17 protein-coding genes and 1 riboswitch are annotated in these 19,303 nt (G+C 64.2%); of the genes, 9 read left to right on the top strand and 8 right to left on the bottom strand.

Annotated features, from left to right (window positions below):
• Positions 1 to 34 precede the first annotated feature (34 nt).
• Positions 35 to 1,021, top strand: coding sequence for a P1 family peptidase (locus ACO07D_RS12685; RefSeq protein WP_421703311.1), 987 nt, complete (start codon positions 35 to 37; stop codon positions 1,019 to 1,021).
• A gap of 68 nt (positions 1,022 to 1,089) precedes the next feature.
• On the top strand, positions 1,090 to 1,653 hold the full coding sequence (locus ACO07D_RS12680; RefSeq protein WP_421703310.1) for a hypothetical protein: 564 nt from the start codon (positions 1,090 to 1,092) through the stop codon (positions 1,651 to 1,653).
• Here the strand turns inward: ACO07D_RS12680 and ACO07D_RS12675 are convergent.
• On the bottom strand, positions 1,650 to 2,432 hold the full coding sequence (locus ACO07D_RS12675) for an alpha/beta hydrolase (RefSeq protein ID WP_421703309.1): 783 nt from the start codon (positions 2,430 to 2,432) through the stop codon (positions 1,650 to 1,652). The genes ACO07D_RS12680 and ACO07D_RS12675 overlap by 4 nt on opposite strands.
• 89 nt (positions 2,433 to 2,521) lie before the next feature.
• Between ACO07D_RS12675 and ACO07D_RS12670 the strand changes: the two genes are divergently transcribed.
• Both ACO07D_RS12670 and ACO07D_RS12665 read left to right on the top strand, forming a co-directional pair.
• Positions 2,522 to 4,000: an NAD-dependent succinate-semialdehyde dehydrogenase gene (locus tag ACO07D_RS12670; protein ID WP_421703308.1), complete on the top strand. Its 1,479-nt coding sequence runs from the start codon at positions 2,522 to 2,524 to the stop codon at positions 3,998 to 4,000.
• Between the two features lie 144 nt (positions 4,001 to 4,144).
• Positions 4,145 to 6,325, top strand: a complete 2,181-nt coding sequence (locus tag ACO07D_RS12665; RefSeq protein ID WP_421703307.1) for an esterase-like activity of phytase family protein — start codon at positions 4,145 to 4,147, stop codon at positions 6,323 to 6,325.
• A 35-nt stretch (positions 6,326 to 6,360) separates the two neighbouring features.
• Here ACO07D_RS12665 and ACO07D_RS12660 read toward each other — a convergent pair whose 3' ends face one another.
• Together ACO07D_RS12660 and ACO07D_RS12655 are read right to left on the bottom strand one after the other, a co-directional pair.
• Positions 6,361 to 8,385 carry a DUF3857 domain-containing protein gene (locus tag ACO07D_RS12660; protein ID WP_421703306.1) on the bottom strand — a complete coding sequence of 675 codons (2,025 nt, stop codon included), beginning with the start codon at positions 8,383 to 8,385 and terminating at the stop codon, positions 6,361 to 6,363.
• A gap of 106 nt (positions 8,386 to 8,491) precedes the next feature.
• Positions 8,492 to 8,893 carry a GFA family protein gene (locus ACO07D_RS12655; protein WP_421703305.1) on the bottom strand — a complete coding sequence of 134 codons (402 nt, stop codon included), beginning with the start codon at positions 8,891 to 8,893 and terminating at the stop codon, positions 8,492 to 8,494.
• Positions 8,894 to 8,953: 60 nt separating this feature from the next.
• Here ACO07D_RS12655 and ACO07D_RS12650 point away from each other — a divergent pair, with 60 nt between their 5' ends.
• From ACO07D_RS12650 to ACO07D_RS12640, 3 genes are all read left to right on the top strand, one after another.
• The gene (locus tag ACO07D_RS12650) at positions 8,954 to 9,493 is read left to right on the top strand and encodes an RNA polymerase sigma factor (RefSeq protein ID WP_421703304.1); all 540 of its coding nucleotides are present in this window, start codon (positions 8,954 to 8,956) and stop codon (positions 9,491 to 9,493) included.
• Positions 9,490 to 11,466, top strand: a complete 1,977-nt coding sequence (locus ACO07D_RS12645) for a vWA domain-containing protein (RefSeq protein ID WP_421703303.1) — start codon at positions 9,490 to 9,492, stop codon at positions 11,464 to 11,466. Before ACO07D_RS12650 ends, ACO07D_RS12645 begins: the two co-directional genes overlap by 4 nt.
• Positions 11,467 to 11,518: 52 nt before the next feature.
• A riboswitch (FMN riboswitch) is annotated at positions 11,519 to 11,738 on the top strand.
• Positions 11,739 to 11,821: 83 nt separating this feature from the next.
• Positions 11,822 to 12,691 (top strand): DMT family transporter, encoded by an 870-nt coding sequence (locus ACO07D_RS12640; protein ID WP_421703302.1) that lies wholly within the window; start codon positions 11,822 to 11,824, stop codon positions 12,689 to 12,691.
• Positions 12,692 to 12,764: 73 nt separating this feature from the next.
• Here the strand turns inward: ACO07D_RS12640 and ACO07D_RS12635 are convergent, their stop codons facing one another.
• From ACO07D_RS12635 to ACO07D_RS12615, 5 genes are all read right to left on the bottom strand, one after another.
• On the bottom strand, positions 12,765 to 13,217 hold the full coding sequence (locus tag ACO07D_RS12635) for an Hsp20 family protein (protein WP_421705030.1): 453 nt from the start codon (positions 13,215 to 13,217) through the stop codon (positions 12,765 to 12,767).
• 121 nt (positions 13,218 to 13,338) lie between these two features.
• Entirely contained in the window at positions 13,339 to 14,157 is an 819-nt protein-coding gene (locus ACO07D_RS12630) for a trypsin-like serine peptidase (RefSeq protein WP_421703301.1), read from the bottom strand.
• A 126-nt stretch (positions 14,158 to 14,283) separates the two neighbouring features.
• Positions 14,284 to 15,564 (bottom strand): glycolate oxidase subunit GlcF, encoded by a 1,281-nt coding sequence (glcF, locus tag ACO07D_RS12625; protein WP_421703300.1) that lies wholly within the window; start codon positions 15,562 to 15,564, stop codon positions 14,284 to 14,286.
• A 1-nt stretch (position 15,565) separates the two neighbouring features.
• Complete coding sequence (locus tag ACO07D_RS12620) at positions 15,566 to 16,729, bottom strand: FAD-binding protein (RefSeq protein ID WP_421703299.1); 1,164 nt, start codon at positions 16,727 to 16,729, stop codon at positions 15,566 to 15,568.
• The gene (locus ACO07D_RS12615; protein WP_421703298.1) at positions 16,726 to 18,156 is read right to left on the bottom strand and encodes an FAD-linked oxidase C-terminal domain-containing protein; all 1,431 of its coding nucleotides are present in this window, start codon (positions 18,154 to 18,156) and stop codon (positions 16,726 to 16,728) included. The genes ACO07D_RS12620 and ACO07D_RS12615 overlap by 4 nt, the downstream gene beginning before the upstream one ends.
• Positions 18,157 to 18,239: 83 nt before the next feature.
• On the opposite strand from ACO07D_RS12615, the gene ACO07D_RS12610 reads away from it, so the two are divergent.
• Both ACO07D_RS12610 and ACO07D_RS12605 read left to right on the top strand, forming a co-directional pair.
• Positions 18,240 to 18,938 (top strand): DUF599 domain-containing protein, encoded by a 699-nt coding sequence (locus tag ACO07D_RS12610; RefSeq protein WP_421703297.1) that lies wholly within the window; start codon positions 18,240 to 18,242, stop codon positions 18,936 to 18,938.
• Entirely contained in the window at positions 18,935 to 19,276 is a 342-nt protein-coding gene (locus tag ACO07D_RS12605) for a hypothetical protein (protein WP_421703296.1), read from the top strand. Before ACO07D_RS12610 ends, ACO07D_RS12605 begins: the two co-directional genes overlap by 4 nt.
• Positions 19,277 to 19,303 lie beyond the last annotated feature (27 nt).

Here is a 19,303-nt window from a genome sequence, read left to right as displayed (position 1 = left end):
TACTCTTTTGTGCAAAGACGCAAGGGAGGCTGCGATGAAACCGGGCAAACGCAATCTGATTACCGATGTGCCGGGGCTGAAGGTCGGCAATGCCTCGGACGCGGGGATCAAGACAGGGGCCACGGTTCTGACCGGGGTGAAACCCTTTACCGCCGCGGTGCATGTCATGGGCGGCGCGCCCGGCACGCGGGAAACCGACCTGCTGGCCCCCGACAAGCTGGTGCAGGAGGTTGATGCGCTGGTGCTGTCCGGCGGCTCGGCCTTCGGGCTGGACGCGGCTTCGGGCGTGGCCGATGGGCTGCGCGCGCAAGGGCGCGGGTTTCAGGTCGGCGATCAGCGCGTGCCGATCGTGCCCGGCGCGATCCTGTTCGACCTCTTGAATGGCGGCGACAAGGGATGGTCCGACAACCCTTACAAGGCGTTGGGACGCGCCGCGTTGGAGGTTGCCAGTGATGATTTCGACCTAGGCAGCGAGGGGGCCGGAACCGGTGCCACCGTGGCCGGGCTGAAGGGTGGATTGGGGTCGGCGTCCTTGGTGTTGGACAACGGCATCACCGTCGGCGCGCTGGTCGCGGTAAACGCTCTGGGCGCCGTAACCATGGGCGAAGGCCCAGAATTCTGGGCCGCTCCATGGGAGATCGGTGACGAGTTTGGCGCATGCGGCACAGGCCGCCATGATCCGACCGAAGAACCCCGCCCTGAGGCCGGGCTGGGCGAGAACACCACCATCGCCATCATTGCCACCGACGCGGTACTGACACAGGCCCAGGCGGCGCGCCTTGCCACCGCCGCCCATGATGGCATGGCCCGCGCGATCCACCCCAGCCACACGCCATTTGATGGCGATCTGATCTTTGCCGCCGCAACCGGGGTCAAGCCGCTGCCCGATCCGGGTTTTGACGCACTCAGGCTGGGCCACGCCGCCGCAACCTGCCTGGCCCGCGCCATCGCGCGCGGGGTCCATGAGGCGAAACCGGCGCCTGGTGATACCCTACCCACATGGCAGGCGCGATTCGGGTAAGGCGGGCCGGACTATGCATCCTCCCCCGCCCCAGCCAGAATGCTGCCATTCTGACAAGGGAGGTTTTCATGAAACATATTCTCGCCATCACGGCCCTTCTGCTGGGCACAGCCACGATCGCCACCACAGCCGGGGCCGACGAGGTCTCGGACACGCTGGAAAGCGCACTTGCAGCCTATAACGAAGGCGACATCCAATACGCGTTGGAAGAGCTGGAGTTTGCCAAGCAGTTGATCATGGCGCTGAAGACCGACGCCCTGTCGGCCTTTCTACCCGAGGCACCCGACGGCTGGACCCGCGAGGTGAACTCCGAGATGAACTCCAGCCTTGCCTTCATGGGCGGCGGCACCGGGGCCGAGGCCGAATACAGCATGGACGGGCAGCAGTTCTCGATCACCATCATGGCCGACAACCCGATGATCGCGGCCTTTGCGGGCATGATCGGCAATGCGGCTGTCATGGGGGCCAAGCTCGAACGGGTCGGACGGATGAAATACATGAACCAGGATGGCGAGCTGTCGGGCCTGGTCGACAACCGCATCCTGATCCAGGCCAAGGGCGCGCCGGTTGAGGTGATGATCCCGCTGTTGGAGGCCATCGACGTGAAGGCGCTGGAGGATTTCGGCGGCTAGGCCAACAAGGCCCGGGTGAGCGCGCTGTTTGGGTCTGCCAGTGGTGCAATCACGTCAAAATGGTGCCGCCCGGGGGCCACGCGCAACTGCGCCTCGGGCCAGGCATCGGTGAGCCCGCGGGCCTGATCCAGAAAGGCCGGACGCTCCTGCGCACCGACCCAGACCGTGGTCGGGATGTGCAACCGGTCGGTGATCAGGGCGGGGCTTTCCGCCTCAGCCTCCAACGCATCCAGCCGCAGGTCCACATTCATGGCGGTGTGCAGCAGCGGGCGCAGGTCGCTTATAGGTGAGATCGGCACAATGCGCCGGATCCGATCCGCGCAGCCCGGGGCGACATCCGCGCAATTCATCCGCGCCACCAGGTGCCCACCCGCCGAATGGCCTGCCAGCACGATGGGCCCGGTGACCTCACCCGCAGCCAGGTCGATGGCGCGTGCAACTTCCCGCGTGATCTCGGAAATCCGCGCCTCGGGCGCCAGGGTGTAGGACGGCAGCGCCACCGCCCACCCCTGCCCCAGCGGCCCCGCCGCCAGGTGGGTCCAGGTCGCATGACCGAAGGCCCGCCAATATCCGCCATGCACGAAAACGACCAGCCCGCGCGGCACGCCATCGGGCAGGACAAGGTCCAGGGACTGGCGCAATCCGGGTCCATATCGAAGGTCCTTTCGCAGATTCTTCGCCCCCGCGCGGAATTCTTGCGCCAAGCGCGCCCAAAGCGACGGAAATTGCGTCGCATTCGGGATGAAATCCGCATTTGCATAGGCTAGATCGGGGTTCAAAGGGACATCCTTGCGATAATTAACACGTTAAGCTCTTTACATGGGCCGCGTGTTCCGGCACAGCTGGCGCAGGGCCATGGGAGATGAAAATGACCGCCAATGCAACCGATCTGAAAAGCCTTCTGAAAGATCCGACTTTGCTGGAAACCCGCGCCTATGTGGCCGGGGAATGGATCGACGCTGACAACGGCGCCACTTTCGACGTGATTAACCCGGCGCGTGGCGACGTGATCGCCCAGGTGGCCGACCTGTCGCGCGCGGAAGTCGCCCGCGCCATTGCAGCGGCGGATGTGGCGGGCAAGGCCTGGGCCAAACGCACCGCCAAGGACCGCGCCCAAATCATGCGCCGCTGGTATGAGCTGATGATGGAAAACCAGGCGGACCTGGCCACCATCCTGACCGCCGAGATGGGCAAACCCCTGGCCGAGGCGATGGGCGAGATCGCCTATGGTGCCAGTTTCATCGAATGGTTCGCCGAGGAAGGCCGCCGCATCTATGGCGAGACGATCCCGGGCCACCAGCCCGACAAGCGCATCACCGTGATCAAGCAGCCGATCGGTGTTGCCGCCTCGATCACCCCGTGGAACTTCCCCAACGCGATGATCACCCGCAAATGCGGCCCGGCCATCGCCGCCGGTTGCGGCTTTATCGCCCGCCCCGCCGAGCTGACCCCGCTGTCGGCGATTGCCCTGGGGGTCCTCGCCGAACGCGCGGGCCTGCCCGGGGGGCTATTCAACGTGGTGCCCAGCTCCAACGCGTCCGAGACCGGCAAGGAGTTCTGCGAGAACCACACGGTGCGCAAGCTGACCTTTACCGGCTCGACCAACGTCGGTCGCATCCTGCTGCGCCAGGCCGCCGACCAAGTCATGAAATGCTCGATGGAGCTGGGCGGCAACGCGCCCTTTATCGTGTTTGACGACGCAGACCTCGACGCCGCCGTCGAAGGGGCCATCGCCTGCAAGTTCCGCAACAATGGCCAGACCTGCGTCTGCGCCAACCGCATCTATGTGCAGGACGGGGTCTATGACGCCTTTGCCGAGAAACTGCGCGCCGCCGTGGCCGCCCTGCCGGTGGGCGACGGGCTGGACGATGGCACCGCGCTGGGGCCGTTGATCTCGGACGGGGCGGTGGACAAGGTGCGCGCCCATATTGCCGACGCAACCGCCAAGGGCGCCGAGGTCATCCTGGGCGGCAAGGAACACGAAAAGGGCGGGCTCTTCTTCGAGCCCACCATCGTCACCGGCGCCACCCGCGACATGGAATTCGCCACCGACGAGACCTTCGGCCCGCTGGCCCCCCTGTTCCGGTTCAAGGACGAGGACGAGGTGATCGAGCTGGCCAATGATACGATCTTCGGCCTGGCGAGCTACTTCTATGCCAACGACCTTTCCCGCGTCTACAAGGTGGCCGAGGCGCTGGAATATGGCATCGTCGGCGTGAACACCGGCATCATCTCGACCGAGGTCGCACCTTTTGGCGGCGTGAAACAGTCCGGCCTCGGGCGCGAAGGCAGCCATCACGGGATCGAGGATTACCTGGAGATGAAGTACATCTGCATGTCGGTCTAACCGGAATTTTCGAAAATTCCGGACCGTTTTCTTCGAAGAAAACGGGCACACCGCGCGTTTCACGAAACTGAAACCTGCGCGTTACGCCCATGACACAACACTGCGCCACTCCCGGCCGGGTACTTACCAACCGGGAGTGGCAACATGCTTGCACGCATCACCCTCACCTCCGCCCTGGCGCTGACCGCCAGTGCCGCGCAGGCCGAGATGAACTTCAACCGCATCGTCTCCTTCCCTGTGGTCATGAACATGGCTGCCGGCGAAGACATGATGCGCGAATCCAGCCCCGAGATCATCGACGTCACCGCCGATGGCATGACGCTGGTCTATACCGACAGCCCGCTGAGCGTGCTGGGGCGCATCGACATCACCGATCCGCGCGACCCGAAGCCCCTGGGCAACATCGCCCTGCCCGGCGAGCCGACCAGCGTGGCCGTGATCGGCCAGACCGCCTTTGTCGGCGTGAACACGTCCGAAAGCTACGTGGCCCCCTCGGGATTGCTGAAAAGCTTCGACGTGGCCACCGGCGCGGAAACCGGCTCCTGTGATCTGGGCGGCCAGCCGGATTCGGTTGCCAAGGCCCCCGATGGGTCCTTCCTGGCCGTTGCCATCGAGAACGAGCGCGACGAAGACCTGAACGATGGCATGATCCCGCAGCTGCCCGCGGGTGACCTGGTTCTGATCGACCTGAAAGACGGCGCGCTGGACTGTGCCAGCCTGAAACATGTGGCCCTGACCGGCCTGGCCGAGATCGCACCGACCGATCCCGAGCCCGAATACGTCGACATCAACGCCGAAGGCGAGACCGTCGTCACCCTGCAGGAAAACAATCACATCGTGGTCGTGGGCCGCGACGGCACGGTGCTGAGCCACTTCTCGGCGGGCGCCGTCGACCTGGAGGGCATCGACGCCACCGACGAGCGCGGCGCGCTGATCTTTACCGAAAGCCAGATGGGGCGCAAACGCGAACCTGACGCGGTGAAATGGGTCGATGCCGACCACTTCGCCACCGCCAACGAGGGCGATTACGAAGGTGGCTCGCGCGGGTGGACCATCTTCAACCAGGACGGTACGGTCGTGTACGAAAGCGGCGTGAGCTTCGAACACGCCATCGTGCAGATCGGCCACTACCCGGACAAGCGTTCGGACAGCAAAGGGGTGGAGCCGGAAAGCGTGACCGCCGCCACCTATGGCGAAGACCGCCTGATCTTCGTCGGCGCCGAACGCGCCTCGGTCGTGGGGGTCTATGACGCCGCTGATCTTGCCAACCCGGTACTGAAACAACTGCTGCCCTCGGGTGTCGGCCCGGAAGGCTATGTGACCATCCCGTCGCGGGGCCTGCTGGTCTCGGCCAACGAGAAGGACCTGATCGAAGACAAGGGTGCGCGGGCCCATGTGATGATCTACGAATATCAGGATGCACCAGCGGCCTACCCGCAGCTGACCAGCGCGGGCGCCGATGAGCTGATCGGCTGGGGCGCGATCTCGGGCATGGTGGCCGATGAGGGCGGCGTGGTCTGGGCCGTGTCGGACAGTTTCTATGGTTTCCAGCCCTCGATCTTCAAGATCGACACCACGCAGGTGCCTGCCCGCATCGTGGACGTGATCCGCATCACCCGCAACGGGCATCCGGCGCAGAAGCTGGACTTGGAAGGTATCACTCTGGACGGCAAGGGCGGCTTCTACGTCGCCTCCGAAGGTCGCACCGAACGGCTGATCCCGCATGCGATCTACCACGTCGCCGCTGACGGCTCGATCCGCAACCTGAAGGGCGAGATCGGTATCCCTGCCGAGCTGGCCGCGGTCGAGAAACGCTTTGGCTTCGAAGGCATCACCCGCATCGGCGACACCCTGTGGATGGCCATTCAACGTGAGTGGAAGGACGATCCGAAGAACCACGTGAAACTGGTCAGCTACAACCTTGAGACCAAGGAATGGGGCGCGGTCCACTATCCGAAAGCGGAACCGGCCACCGGCTGGGTCGGCCTGTCGGAAATCGTGGCCCATGGCGACTATGTCTATGTGATCGAGCGCGACAACCAACATGACTTCCGCGCCGTGACCAAGCAGATCTTCCGCATCCCCCTGGCCGAAATGCAGCCCGCCCCCCTGGGTGGCCCCCTGCCCGTCGTGACCAAGGAACTGGTGCGTGACCTGCTGCCGGACCTGACCGCCACCGGCGGTTACGTCCTGGACAAGGTCGAGGGCCTGGCGATCTTCCCCGACGGCACCGCCTGGGTGTCGACCGACAACGACGGGGTGGATGATCACTCGGGCGAGACGATGTTCTTCAATGTCGGCTCCATCGCCGATCCGAAGTCGTAAAACGGGTGGGGAGGGCCCCGGCCCTCCCCACTTCCCTACCTGTCCTGCCCGCCATCCTCATCCTGCGGGAAGAAGGACATCAGACCATCGACGATCCCCTGGAACCCGGACGGTGCATCCACCTTCGCGCCCTCGGGGGTCAGGTCCCAGGACCAGGTGGTCATCTCGTTCATTTCGTCCGCTTCGCCCATCACTCGCGCGACATCCTGCGGCGCCACGATGCGTTTGTGGCTTTCCAGGGTCCAGTCGAGCGTCATGTTGCCCCCTTCGCTCGCACCGCCCCAAAACGTGTAGGAAAACGCCTCGTTCTCCATCTCCACACGGTCAGGCGGAGCAAACTCGATCGGGGCATTCGCCACAAGCACCCTGTGATGTTGGGACACCGGGTGGTTGATCAACAGCGGTGACCGGCGATTGCGCCGATCCTTGGCCCGCATGACCCAGCCATAATCCGGCCCGACAAATGTGAAGTCGCGCACCAGGTCGGTCTCGTGGATGCTGTCCTTCGGGATCAGGTAGTTCTCGACCACCAGCACCCGGTTTGCCTGTTTCTGATCATGCAACGTCGGCAGATCCAACCGTTCGATCTCGGGATAGTAGTGGCGGTAATAGTCCAGGTAGCGATCAGCAATGTCGCGCACCGAATTGCGCGCCCAATAGCCGCGCTGTCCGTCCGCCGACCGGTTCTGATAATGCGAGGTCACGGTCAGCAGCACCCCTCGCGGGGTAAAGCGATAGCTCTCGGTCACATCCGCACCCAGGTACGAGCGTTCCTCCGGATCAATCCGTACCAGATCATCGCGCCCGGGCGTGACCGGCAAGACATAGCCGTAGTCCGGCCGGGCCGCGGTGACCAACCCGCCCTCTTCATACGAACTGGTGGGGTCCATCCAGACCCATTCGCCATGGATCTTCGCCCCTGCAATCATGTGATCGAAGGCGAAGACCGACGGCAGACGATCCGGAAGGCCCCAGCCCTGATCCAGATCGGTCAGTGCCACTTCGGCCTCGACATCCAGGGCGCGCAGCAACGTGCGCAGAAGGACGGCCTTGTCCTTGCAATCACCAAAGCCCTGAGACACGACCAGCGCCGGGTCCCGGGCATAATAGCCGCCTGCACCGATCTCGACCCCGACATAGCGCACACGCTCCTGCACCAGACGCAGCGCGGCAAAGGCGCGCGCGGCCGGGTCGTCCTTGTGTTCGGCGGCAATCCGGGCCACGTCCGCAGCCCAGGCCTCGGGCACCGCGTGGTCGACCTCGTAATGCCGGCCCAGCGCGGCGGTAACCGCCTCCCAATCCGCATAGCCCGAGTATTCGAAGCCCAGGTAGGGGTTGAACTCCGGCGGCAGCTCATCCTCGATCTCAGGCGGCACCTGCCCCGTCACGGTCCAGACATAGCGATCCTGCATCTCGCCTTCACTGTGTGAGAATTCGACCTCATCGCGCAGGGTCGACAGGGAGATCGGCACGTCGCTTGGCCAAAAGCTCGTCACCTGTGACATGCCGGTCGGCACGTCATATTCCAGCTGGTACCGCCCGGTCATCAACGAGCCCGGCACCGGCGCCTCGCTTTCCCACAGAAAGGCCAGATCGACCACGTCGCCCACACGCACATCCGGCGCGACCAGATGGACCGACATCGTTCCATCCAGAATGCCCTGTTCGACCTGGGTCTCGCGCCGAAACAGCTCGGCCGAGACCTCATCGGCCAGGGCGATCACCTCGCCATCGCGGATAATATCGAGATGCACCAAGCTCAACCGATCGAACTCGGGATCATAGCTGCGCAGGATATTCGCCGCCTCCTCCAGCCCTTCACGGGACAGAACCTCGATCGACAGGCGATGATACACCTCTGCCCGGTCGCCATCGTGGCGCACCTGCGTATCATCGAGCCGGTAGAACACCCCGCCCGAGGCATAGGGAAGAAGCTCCGGGTCGATCTCGGGGATCGTGTTCACCGTGACCCAGTCCGGCACCAATGCGCGGGGCAGATCCTGGGCGGAGGCGGTCAGCGGCAAAAGTGCAATCGTCGTCGTGAAAAGGTGGCGAAACATCTCGAAATCCATCGCGTTTTACGCGAGCCTAGTCGGGTGGCGCAGAGGCGACAAGGGCCTGAATTTCCATGATTTCGGATTGAGATGCGACGCAGTGTCACCCGGTTCAATCACGCTGGATCAGGCGACCACGGATCTGCCGGACGGGCACCGAGGATGGGTCGAACCCGACCAGGCAACGGGTGTTGATCGCCCAGCCGTCAAAGGGTTGCACGCCTTGCTCCAGCTCCACCCGCGTAGGCGCCGAGGGGCGGCGAAACGGCAGGATCCCGCAGGTCGGACACAGGTAGTCCTTGGCCGTGCGACTGCCCCATTCATAAAGCACCATGTCCTCCAGCGGTGTCATGAGCTCCAGCGCCCCCTCGGGCACGCGAAAGATCAGCGCCCCCCTCATGTGGCAGATCGAACAGTCGCAGACCCGCACATGGTCAATCTCCGCCTCGACCCGGAACCGCACCCGGCCGCAATGGCACCTGCCGTCGTAAAGCATCTCACCCCCCGTTTTCATCACCTTACAGTTTTTTCCAAGGATTGACCCGCGGCTTGCGTCATACTCTATGTGATGCGCATGGAACGGACGGATGAGGCATTGGCGCGGGCGGCGGCCTGTGGGGATCGCGAGGCTTTCGCGAGCCTTCTGGCGCGTCATTATGACCGGCTCTTCGCCTTTGCCTTTCGCCTGTCCGGATCGCGTCACGAGGCCGAGGATCTGACCCAGGACATCTGCGCCGCCCTGCCCGCCAAGCTGGCGACATTCCGGGGCGAGGCGCGGTTTTCCACCTGGCTCTACCGGGTGGCGGTAAACGCCATGCATGACCGGCGCAGGCGCGCGGCGACACGCACCCGCGCCGCCGATGGCTGGGGCGACTGGGAAAAGAACCGCCGCGCGGTGAATGACGAGGCTGCGGGCAACCTCGACTGGCTCGCCCAAGCCATGCGCGCCCTGCCCGAGGATCTGCGCGACACCGTCGCGCTGGTGCTGGGCGAAGAGATGAAACAATCGCAGGCCGCCCAGGTGCTGGGGGTGTCCGAAGGCACCGTCGCCTGGCGCATGTCGGAGGTCAAGAAGCGCCTCAAACACCTGCGAGAAACGGAGGATTGGCCATGAGCGACGACGACGATCTCAAGCTGATCTCACACGGTCTGAAACAGGCCCCGCCCGCCCCTGATGAGGGGGCGAAGGAAGAAAATATCGCTTTGGCGATGAAAAACTTCGATGCGCTCCAAGGATCGCGGGATGAGGCGCGTCCTACTCCTGAAGCCACCCCGAACGGGTGGTTGAAAACAGGAGTGACCAAGATGTTTCAAGCCCTTTCCACCCGTGGCGCCATTGCCGCCTCCACCGCCCTTGTTGCCGTTGCTGTCGTGGTGACGGTGTTGCCGACCTACCAAAGCGGCGATCTGCGCCTGCGCGAGGTCGCAACGCAAAAAACAGATGAGGCACGCATCGAAGAAGAGGCTTTTGTCGCGGCTGAACCGTTGGCCGAACCGATGATCGAACCGGCCCCGATGGAGTTGGCCGAGGCCGACATGGCTGCCGAAGGCCTGATGGCCACAGCCCCCGCCCCCACGGCTCGCGTGGCCCCTTCCGGCGCAGACATCCAGTTCACCATGAGCGGTGAGACCGACGACGGGCTCCATTTTGGCGCCTCGGTCACCTCACCCGATCTGGTGCCCCCTGTTCCCGCAGACACAGAATCCTATGCCAACGAAGCCCCCAACCCGCTGAAGATCACCAGCGAGGAGCCGGTCAGCACCTTCTCGATCGACGTGGACACGGCCAGTTGGTCGCTCATCCGCAACATGATCTCGCGCGGGCAGTTGCCGCCCTCGGACGCGGTGCGCATTGAGGAAATGGTAAACTATTTCCCCTATGCCTATCCGACGCCCGAAGGCCCGCACCCGTTCCAGCCCACCGTCACGGTGATGGACACGCCCTGGAACGCGGGCACGCAATTGGTGCACATCGGCATCCAGGGCGAACTGCCCGAAGTGGACGCCCGCCCGCCCCTGAACCTGGTCTTCCTGATCGACACTTCCGGCTCGATGGATGATCCCACCAAACTGCCCCTGCTCAAGCAGAGCTTTGCCCTGATGCTGTCGGAATTGCGGCCCGAGGATGAAGTGTCGATTGTCACCTACGCAGGCAGTGCGGGGCAGGTGTTGGAACCCACCCGTGCCGAGGATCGCAGCACCATCCTGGCCGCGCTGGACAACCTGCACGCCGGGGGGTCCACCGCCGGGCAGGCCGGGCTGCAACAGGCCTATGCGGTGGCCGAGAGCATGACGGCAGACGGCGAAGTCTCCCGCGTGATCCTGGCCACGGATGGCGATTTCAATGTCGGCCTGTCGGACCCCGAGGCGCTCAAGGACTATATCGCAGACAAACGCGACACGGGCACCTACCTGTCGGTCCTGGGCTTCGGTCGCGGCAACCTGCAGGACGCCACCATGCAGGCGCTGGCGCAGAACGGCAACGGGACGGCGGCCTATATCGACACGCTGTCGGAGGCGCAGAAAGTGCTCGTGGATCAACTGACCGGCGCGCTCTTCCCCATCGCGGATGACGTCAAGATCCAGGTCGAGTTCAACCCCGCCATGATCGCCGAATACCGGCTGATTGGCTATGAAACCCGCAGCTTAGCGCGTGAGGATTTCAACAATGACGCGGTGGACGCGGGCGAGATCGGCGCAGGCCATACCGTGACAGCAATCTACGAGGTGACCCCGGTCGGCTCCGACGCCGTGATGAGTGACGCCCTGCGCTACGCCCCGCCGGTCGAGACGGATGGATCGGGTGAACTGGGCTACCTGAAACTGCGCTACAAGGCGCCGGGCGAGGATGTCTCGACCCTGATCGAAACCCCGATCCTGCCCGACATGGGCGCGGCCTCGGAAGATGCGCGGTTCAGCGTGGCGGTGGCGGGCTTCGGCCAGCTGCTGCGGGGCGGCAAGTACCTGGGCAACTGGGGCTACTCCGACCTAATTGCGCTGGCCAATGCCAACAAGGGCGCGGATGAGTTCGGTTACCGTGCGGAAGCCGTGAAGCTGATGCGCCTGGCCGAGACGCTGACCCGTTGACACGCCCCCGCCCCCGCCCCTAGGGTCCCAGCGCCGTCCCCACCCGGGGGCGGCGCATTCTCAGGGCGGGGTGGAATTCCCCACCGGCGGTAAGTGAGTTTTTGGAGTCACAAGAAATGTGGCTCCGTTTTCAAGCACTCTTGGCTTGAAAACGGTGTCCGTGAAGCCAAACAACTCACAAAGCCCGCGAGCGGCCTTTCTGATGAGAGGTGTCAGCAGATCCGGTGCAACTCCGGAGCCGACGGTCATAGTCCGGATGGAAGAGAATGGGTACGGTGCGGACCCCATCCGGGGTCCGTGTCTTGTCCTGTCTGCCTTGAGTCACGTGCGTAAAGACAGAAAGGACAGATACGCCATGACTCGCAAACCACTTTTCGCCGCGGTCCTGATGGTCGCCGCGGGCGCCGCCTTCGCGCTGGTTAATACCGCGCTGCAGACGGCCACAATGCTGCACGGGGCCAGCTCCCCGGCGGTCACCTTCTGGCAATATCTCATTGCCCTCGGGTTCTACATTCCCTGGATCCACCGCCACCGGCTGGCAGTTCTGCACACCAACCAGGCGGGGCTTCACGTGTTGCGCGTGGCACTGGCTGCCGTGGGCGTTCAGCTCTGGGTCTGGGGGCTGGCGCATGTGCCAATCTGGCAGGCCATCGCGCTGATCATGCTTTCGCCCTTCTTCGTCACCAGTGGCGCCGGGCTTCTGCTGGGTGAACATGTCACCCCACAACGCTGGGGCGCGGTCGTTTTGGGCATCGTGGGCGGGGCCATCATCCTTGAACCCTGGTCGGACCGGTTCCAGCTGACGGCGCTACTGCCGGTCGCGGCGGCCGCGTTCTGGGCGGCATCGTCGGTCGTGACCAAACACCTGACCCGTGATGACGGACCGGAAACGGTGACGATCTACCTGCTGATCCTGCTCTCGCCTATCAACTTCGCCCTGGCGGCGGGCACCGGCTTCGCCCTGCCGCAATCGGCGATCTGGTACGTGGTCGGGGCCGGTCTGCTGACGGCGCTCGCGCAACATGTTCTGGTGCGCGCCTATTCGCTGGCGGATGCGGCGTTTTTGCAGCCCTTCGACCACCTGAAACTGCCGCTGAACGTGGCCCTGGGCTTTGCCGCCTACGGCTTTGCGCCCACCGGGTCGATGTGGCTGGGCACGGCGGTGATCCTGGGGGCGAGCCTCTACCTCTTGAACCAGGAGAGCCGCACGGCACAGCCTGCTTGAGGGGCCGCCTGACACGAATAAGGCGCGTGGGGGGAGGTCCCACGCGCCGACACCTTCGGGAGGGAAAGGTGGATCAGGCCTCGATCACCTTGGCCTCGACATCGCCCGCGCGGGCGATCTCGATCCGGCGCGGCTTCAGCGCCTCGGGCACTTCGCGGGTCAGATCGATATGCAGCATGCCGTTCTCATGCACCGCGCCGGTCACGCGCACATGGTCGGCCATGTGGAAGCGGCGTTCAAAAGCACGGGTGGCGATGCCGCGATGCAGGTAGGTGCGTTCGTCGTCGCCGGCCTTCTTGGCCGACACGAAGAGCGCGTTCTGCTTGACCTCGACATTGAGCTCATCTTCGGTGAACCCGGCCACGGCGACGGAAATGCGCCAGGCGTCTTCACCGGTTTTCTCGATATTGTACGGGGGGTAGCTTTCGCGGCTGACGTCATTGGTCAGCACCCGGTCCATCAGGTCTGCGATCTGATCGAAACCGACGGTGGCACGGTAAAGGGGCGAAAGGTCGAAATTGCGCATGGTGTCCTCCATTGAGCGACTGTGTGGTTGCCTTCCCCATGGGACAGGCGGGTTGAAACCGGGCCCGCTCGGCGGCGCCCGTGACAGTCAGGTATGAAGGATTTTTCCGGGTTCAAGACCCTCAGGGTCGGACAAATTTCGCACCCGAACTGTGCAGCCCACCGCCCAGGTCGATGCGCCGCGCAGTCGGTTCAACACGGGTAAAGACCCCATCGCTTTCTTCCAGCTGCGCCATCAGCTCTTGCAAGGGTTTCTCCAGGCTGGTGCCCAGGCTGACTCGAGTCTCTTCGACATATGCCTTGGCCGATACGACCGAAACGATGCGCGCCTCGCCATCCTGCTGGATGAAGATCGGCGCGCCAGAGCTGCCGAAATCAACCTCGCATGACAGGACCAGAGTGCCCGACTGTCGCGCCAGCACATGGCACATCTCCTGCAATGCCGGGCTTTCGGCGCGGTCATATGCGTAGGACACCACGCCCACCTCCGCCCCCTTGCGCGGGCGATGCGCGGTGTTGAACGGGGTAACCGAGGTGTTGCGGATCGGCCGGTCAAGCTCGATCAGGGCCAAATCATGAGCCACCCGTTGTGCCTTGTCGAGGCCCGAGAAGTCAAAATCCGGATGCACCAACGCCCGGCGCGCGCCGCGATAGGCCGAGGCACGGCCATTGCGCCACCCGGCCAGAAACTCGATCTCACCGGCTTCGTAGCGGCGCCCCGTGTCCTTGTCGAACAGGCAATGCCCGGCGGTCAAAACCAGGTTGTCGGCAATCAGCGCGCCGGTGCAGAAGCTGTCGCCGCCCATGTTCAGACGGCCCACGGCCTCCCAGCCGCGGCTGTCGTCGCCGGTGATCAGACTGCGCAAAGGCGTGGGATCCGAGGCCCCGAGAGGGGTTGAAAAACCCAGGCCAAGCACCAGAAAAGCCAACAGTTTTCGCATATGCCCGTCCTTGTTCAGACGGGTATCGCAGCGAAATGGGGCAAGAATGGGGCAGGATCGTGTCGGACCTGCCCCAATCGGATTGTATGGGCGCGCGTTGCCCGCACGCCACAGGCGGACGCGAGGTCAGCCCAGCTTGCGTGGTTTCGGCCCGCCCGTGGCCCAATCCAGCAGCTCGACCGTATGCACCACCGGCACCTCGGTCCCGCCACCGATCTGAACCATGCAGCCGATGTTTCCGGCGGCGATGATGTCAGGCTGTTTGGCTTCGATCGTACGCACTTTGCGGGCCTTCAGCTCCGCGCTGATTTCCGGCTGCATCAGGTTATAAGTGCCCGCCGAACCACAGCAGAGGTGGCTGTCGGCGGGTTCCACCACCTCGAAACCTGCGCGTTTCAGCAGGGTTTTCGGGTGGCTCTTGATCTGTTGCCCGTGTTGCAGCGAACAGGCGGCGTGATAGGCGACGCGCTGGGGCATCTCGCCAATCGGCAGATCAAGATCAACCAGTACCTCACTGATATCCTTTGCCAATTCGCTGATCCGCGCGGCCTCCTTGGCCATGGGATCGTCCTGGAACATATAGCCATAATCCTTCACCGTCGTGCCGCAGCCCGACGTGTTGATGACCACCGCATCCAGCCCCTCGCCGCGATCCTCGGCCATCCAGGCGCGGATATTGGCGGCGGCCGAGGCGTGGCTTTCGCCGGTCTTGCCCATGTGATGGGTCAGCGCGCCGCAACAGCCCATGCCCCTGGCCACCACCACCTCGCAGCCCAGCCGGGTCAGAAGGCGGATCGTTGCGTCGTTGATATCGGTGTCCAGCGCCTTCTGCGCACAACCGGTCAGAAGCGCAACGCGTTTCTTGCGCGCGCCCTTGGCCGGAAATACCTGCGGGTCATCATTGCGGCTGACCGCCGGGATCTGTGCGGGCGCCATGGCGAGCATGGCGCGCAGCCGAGCATCCGGCACGAAGCGGCGGAAGGGCTTGCCGATCTTGGCGCCCAGAAGCGCAAAGCGGAAGCGCCCCGGATGGGGAATGATCAGCGCGAGCGTCCAGCGCAGGAGCCGATCCATCAGCGGGCGTTTGTACGTCTTTTCAATATGTTCGCGCGCGTGATCCACCAGGTGCATGTAATGCACGCCCGAGGGGCAGGTGGTCATGCAGGCCAGGCAGGACAGGCAGCGGTCGATGTGTTTGACCACCTCTTCATCCGCGTCCCTCCCGCTCTCCAACATGTCCTTGATCAGGTAGATGCGGCCGCGCGGACTGTCCAACTCGTCGCCCAGCACCTGGTAGCTCGGGCAGGTCGCGGTACAGAAACCACAATGCACACAGGAGCGCAGGATCTCGTTCGCGCGGGCCAGGCCGGGGTCTTCCAGCTGTTCAGGGGTGAACGAGGTCTGCATGTCACATGCCCATTAACTGGTGGTTCAGAATGCGCCGAGGATCGAATTTCTGTAACAAACCTTCGATAATCTGCTCTTCTACCCGCTTAGGAGGTTCGAAAACGATAAGTTCAAACCGGCTCTGACTATCCGCACGAACCAGGGTGGCATGGCCGGGGATCGCTTCTTCGCCCAGGTTGTGCGCATCCGGGCGCAGGTCGCCGCCCGGGGCGACAAGGGCCCAGACCAGACCGCCGCCCCAGTCATAGACAAACTCGGCCCCGGGGCGCTCAAGAGCAATCCAGTTGCTCAGCGCGGGCGCATCCGAGGGCTTGACCGAATAGCGCCAGACATGCCCGGGTTTGCCATGGAAGGGTTCAACGTCACGGACCTGCTTCCACAGGGGAGCGCTGGCGTCCCCTTCAATCAGATCCCAGCCCGCGCAGATATCTTCGCGCAGGCGCCCGGCTCGATAGGCAACCGACCCCGCAAGCCCTTCGATACGAATGCGCGTCTCGCCTTCCCCGCCACCCGCGGCGGCATCCAGATGCGCGGCACCGGAGACATCAAAGGGCGAGCCCAGGGCCGCCGACAGCGCCGTGACCGCCTGCGCCACATCCAGCCCACGTGCAACCAGCGTGGCTTCCGTTTCCGGGATCGCCCCAACTTTCAGTGAGACTTCGGACATGACGCCCAGCGTGCCCCAGCTGCCCGCCATCAGCTTGACCAGGTCATAGCCGGTCACATTCTTCATCACCCGCCCGCCGTTCTTCAGCACGGTGCCGGTGCCGTCGACGAAACGCACCCCAAGGGTGAAATCCCGCGCCGCCCCCACCTGGATGCGCCGGGAGCCGGAGACATTGGCCGCCACCACCCCGCCAATGGTCGGCGTGCCGGTGGTGCCCAAGAGGCCCCGGTGATCCATCGGCTCGAACGGCAGGCGCTGGCCTTCCGACGCCAGCAGCGCCTCGATCTCGGCAAGCGGCGTACCCGCGTGGGCGACCAGGGTCAGCGCACCGGGTTCATAAAGGTTAACGCCGGTCAAAGCGGCGGTGGACAGCGGCTCTCCCGGCACATCCTGGCCGATGTCCCGGGTGCCCCCGCCGCGAATGCGCAACGGGCGCGCGGCGGCTCGGATCGCTTCCGCCAGATCCTGTTCGGTTTCGGGGATCAACTGAGCGCTCATTTGCGGCGTCCTTCCGTCACGTCCAGGGGAAAGACCTTGGCCGGGTTCAACAGCCATTTCGGGTCGAACACATCCTTCACCGCCATTTGGATCTCCAGATCATCAGCCGTGTATTGCGCCCCCATCAGGTCGCGTTTCTCCACGCCCACCCCGTGTTCGCCGGTCAGGCAACCGCCGACCTCGACACAGAGCCGCAGGATATCCGCGCCCAGCGCCTCGCATTTTTCCAGGTCCCCGGGCTTGTTGGCATCGAACAGGATCAGCGGGTGCATATTGCCGTCGCCCGCGTGAAAGACGTTGCCGACATCCAGCCCGTAGCCCGCCGACAGCTCCTCGATCCGGGTCAGCACACGGGGCAATTCGGACACGGGGATCGTACCATCGAGGCACATGTAGTCATTGATCCGCCCCATCGCGCCGAAGGCCGATTTGCGCCCCAGCCAGATCGCGGTACTTTCCTCTTCCGAGCTGCTTTCGCGCAGCTCGACCGGGTCATGGCGCCGTGCGATCTCGATGATGCGGGACAGCTGGTCCTGGATTTCCGCCTCGGAACCCTCGACCTCGATGATCAGCAACGCCTCGCAATCGGGGTATCCCGCGCCGACGAAAGCCTCGGTCGCGCGGATCACCGGGCGATCCATGAATTCGATCGCCACGGGCAGGATGCCGGATTTGATGATGTCGGACACGCAGCGCCCGGCCACCTCGTTCGAGTCATATCCGATCAGTACCGGCCGCGCGCCCTCGGGCTTGGCGAGGATGCGCAAGGTCGCCTCAGTGACCACCCCTAGTTGCCCTTCCGAGCCGCAGATGAGCCCCAGCAGGTCCAGCCCGGGTGCGTCCAGGTGCGGCCCGCCGATCTCGACCACCTCACCATCGGCCATGACCATGGTCACGCCCATCAGGTTGTTGGTGGTCACGCCGTATTTCAGGCAATGGGCGCCGCCGGAGTTCATCGCGATATTGCCGGCGATGGCGCAGGCCAGTTGGCTGGAGGGATCAGGGGCGTAGAAGAACCCATCTTCCTCGACCGCGCCGGTCACCGACAGGTTTGTACGCCCGGCCTGGACCCGGATGAAGCGGTTGGCATAGTCGGTTTCCAGCACGTCGTTCAGCCGCGCGGTGCCCAGCACCACCGCATCCGCCGTGGGCAGCGAGCCCCCGGCCAGCGAGGTGCCCGCACCACGCGGCACGACTGGAATGCCTTCCGCGTGGCAGAGGCGCATGATAGCGGCCACCTGATCCGTGGTCTCCGGCAGCACCACGCAGAGCGGCGGACAGCGATAGGCGGTCAGCGCATCGCATTCATAGGCCTTGGTCTCGCGCGCTTCATGGATCACCGCGCCGTCGGGCAGCAGTGTCTGCAGGCGGTCGACGATAAGCGATTTGCGGGCAATGATCCCGGCGTTCGGGGTCGGCATTTGCATGGCGCCCTCCCTTCAATTGGTAAGAAAATATAACCAACCAATTGGCGCTGGCAAGCGCATTCCCGGGCGGCTAGGGTTTTTCCATGCAAGTCCTTGACCAATTGGCCCCGTTTTCACCGCTGGATGCCCTGGCTGTCTGCGCCCTGTTGCTGGGGTGGCTGATCATCGGCTGGCGGATCGAGAACCCCTCGCCGCGACGGGTGTCGACCTCGCGCCTGGTGGCGCAGTATCGCCATGACTGGATGAAGCAGATGGTCACCCGCCAACCGCGCGTCTTCGACAGTTCGATCCTGTCGAACATGCGCCAGGGCACCAGTTTCTTTGCCTCTGCCTCGATGATCGGGATCGGTGGTGGCATGGCCCTTCTGGGCAATACGGAACGGCTGTCCGGCGTTGCCGCCGATCTGGCCCAGGCCGAGGCGCCGGTGCTGGTCTGGGAGGTGCGCATCCTGCTGGTGATCGGCTTTCTGACCCATGCTTTCCTGAGCTTCGTCTGGTCGCACCGCCTGTTTGGCTATTGCGCGGTGGTCATGGCCTCGGTGCCCAATGACCCTGAGGATGCCCAGGCCCTCCCCCGTGCCCGTCAGGCAGGTGCGCTCAGCAACACCGCCGCGCGCAGTTTCAATCGTGGGCTCAGGTCGGTCTATTTCGCAATCGCGGCGCTTGCCTGGTTTGCCGGGCCCATTGCCCTGATCGGTGCCACGTTGATCACGCTCTTTGTCCTGTGGCGGCGCGAGTTCGCCTCGCGCTCGCGGGAAGTTCTGTTGGAGGATGTCGGATGAAATACCTTTGCCCCCTTGCGCTGCTTGTCGCGTCAACCCTGCCCGCACAGGCGGATTTCCCCGTCATCGAAGGTGCCGAGCTGCGCGGCAGCAGCCTGCATGTCACCCTGTCGCATCCCGACACAGGCTGGGAGCACTATGCGGATGGTTGGGAGGTCAGCACGCCGGATGGCGAGGTCTTGGGGCTGCGCGTCCTGGCCCATCCTCATGTGCAGGAACAGCCCTTTACCCGATCGCTGCCTGTCGACGTGCCCGAAGGCGTCACGGCCCTGCACATCCGCGCGCGCTGCAATCGCGATGGTTGGGGCGATCAGGTCTACGTTGTGCCGCTGGAATAAGCCGCGCAACCGGTCCCAGATCACCAA

The sequence above is a fragment of the Aliiroseovarius sp. genome, assembly GCF_965228805.1.
Taxonomy (GTDB): Bacteria; Pseudomonadota; Alphaproteobacteria; order Rhodobacterales; family Rhodobacteraceae; genus JASBTN01.
This window is presented reverse-complemented; position numbering and strand designations above follow the sequence as displayed.

Coding starts and splice junctions, on each gene's coding strand:
- ACO07D_RS12685 (WP_421703311.1), top strand. CDS start 35: ATGAAACCGGGCAAACGCAATCTGATTACCGATGTGCCGGGGCTGAAG.
- ACO07D_RS12680 (WP_421703310.1), top strand. CDS start 1,090: ATGAAACATATTCTCGCCATCACGGCCCTTCTGCTGGGCACAGCCACG.
- ACO07D_RS12670 (WP_421703308.1), top strand. CDS start 2,522: ATGACCGCCAATGCAACCGATCTGAAAAGCCTTCTGAAAGATCCGACT.
- ACO07D_RS12665 (WP_421703307.1), top strand. CDS start 4,145: ATGCTTGCACGCATCACCCTCACCTCCGCCCTGGCGCTGACCGCCAGT.
- ACO07D_RS12660 (WP_421703306.1), bottom strand. CDS start 8,385: ATGTTTCGCCACCTTTTCACGACGACGATTGCACTTTTGCCGCTGACC.
- ACO07D_RS12655 (WP_421703305.1), bottom strand. CDS start 8,893: ATGAAAACGGGGGGTGAGATGCTTTACGACGGCAGGTGCCATTGCGGC.
- ACO07D_RS12650 (WP_421703304.1), top strand. CDS start 8,954: ATGGAACGGACGGATGAGGCATTGGCGCGGGCGGCGGCCTGTGGGGAT.
- ACO07D_RS12645 (WP_421703303.1), top strand. CDS start 9,490: ATGAGCGACGACGACGATCTCAAGCTGATCTCACACGGTCTGAAACAG.
- ACO07D_RS12640 (WP_421703302.1), top strand. CDS start 11,822: ATGACTCGCAAACCACTTTTCGCCGCGGTCCTGATGGTCGCCGCGGGC.
- ACO07D_RS12635 (WP_421705030.1), bottom strand. CDS start 13,217: ATGCGCAATTTCGACCTTTCGCCCCTTTACCGTGCCACCGTCGGTTTC.
- ACO07D_RS12630 (WP_421703301.1), bottom strand. CDS start 14,157: ATGCGAAAACTGTTGGCTTTTCTGGTGCTTGGCCTGGGTTTTTCAACC.
- glcF (WP_421703300.1), bottom strand. CDS start 15,564: ATGCAGACCTCGTTCACCCCTGAACAGCTGGAAGACCCCGGCCTGGCC.
- ACO07D_RS12620 (WP_421703299.1), bottom strand. CDS start 16,729: ATGAGCGCTCAGTTGATCCCCGAAACCGAACAGGATCTGGCGGAAGCG.
- ACO07D_RS12615 (WP_421703298.1), bottom strand. CDS start 18,156: ATGCAAATGCCGACCCCGAACGCCGGGATCATTGCCCGCAAATCGCTT.
- ACO07D_RS12610 (WP_421703297.1), top strand. CDS start 18,240: ATGCAAGTCCTTGACCAATTGGCCCCGTTTTCACCGCTGGATGCCCTG.
- ACO07D_RS12605 (WP_421703296.1), top strand. CDS start 18,935: ATGAAATACCTTTGCCCCCTTGCGCTGCTTGTCGCGTCAACCCTGCCC.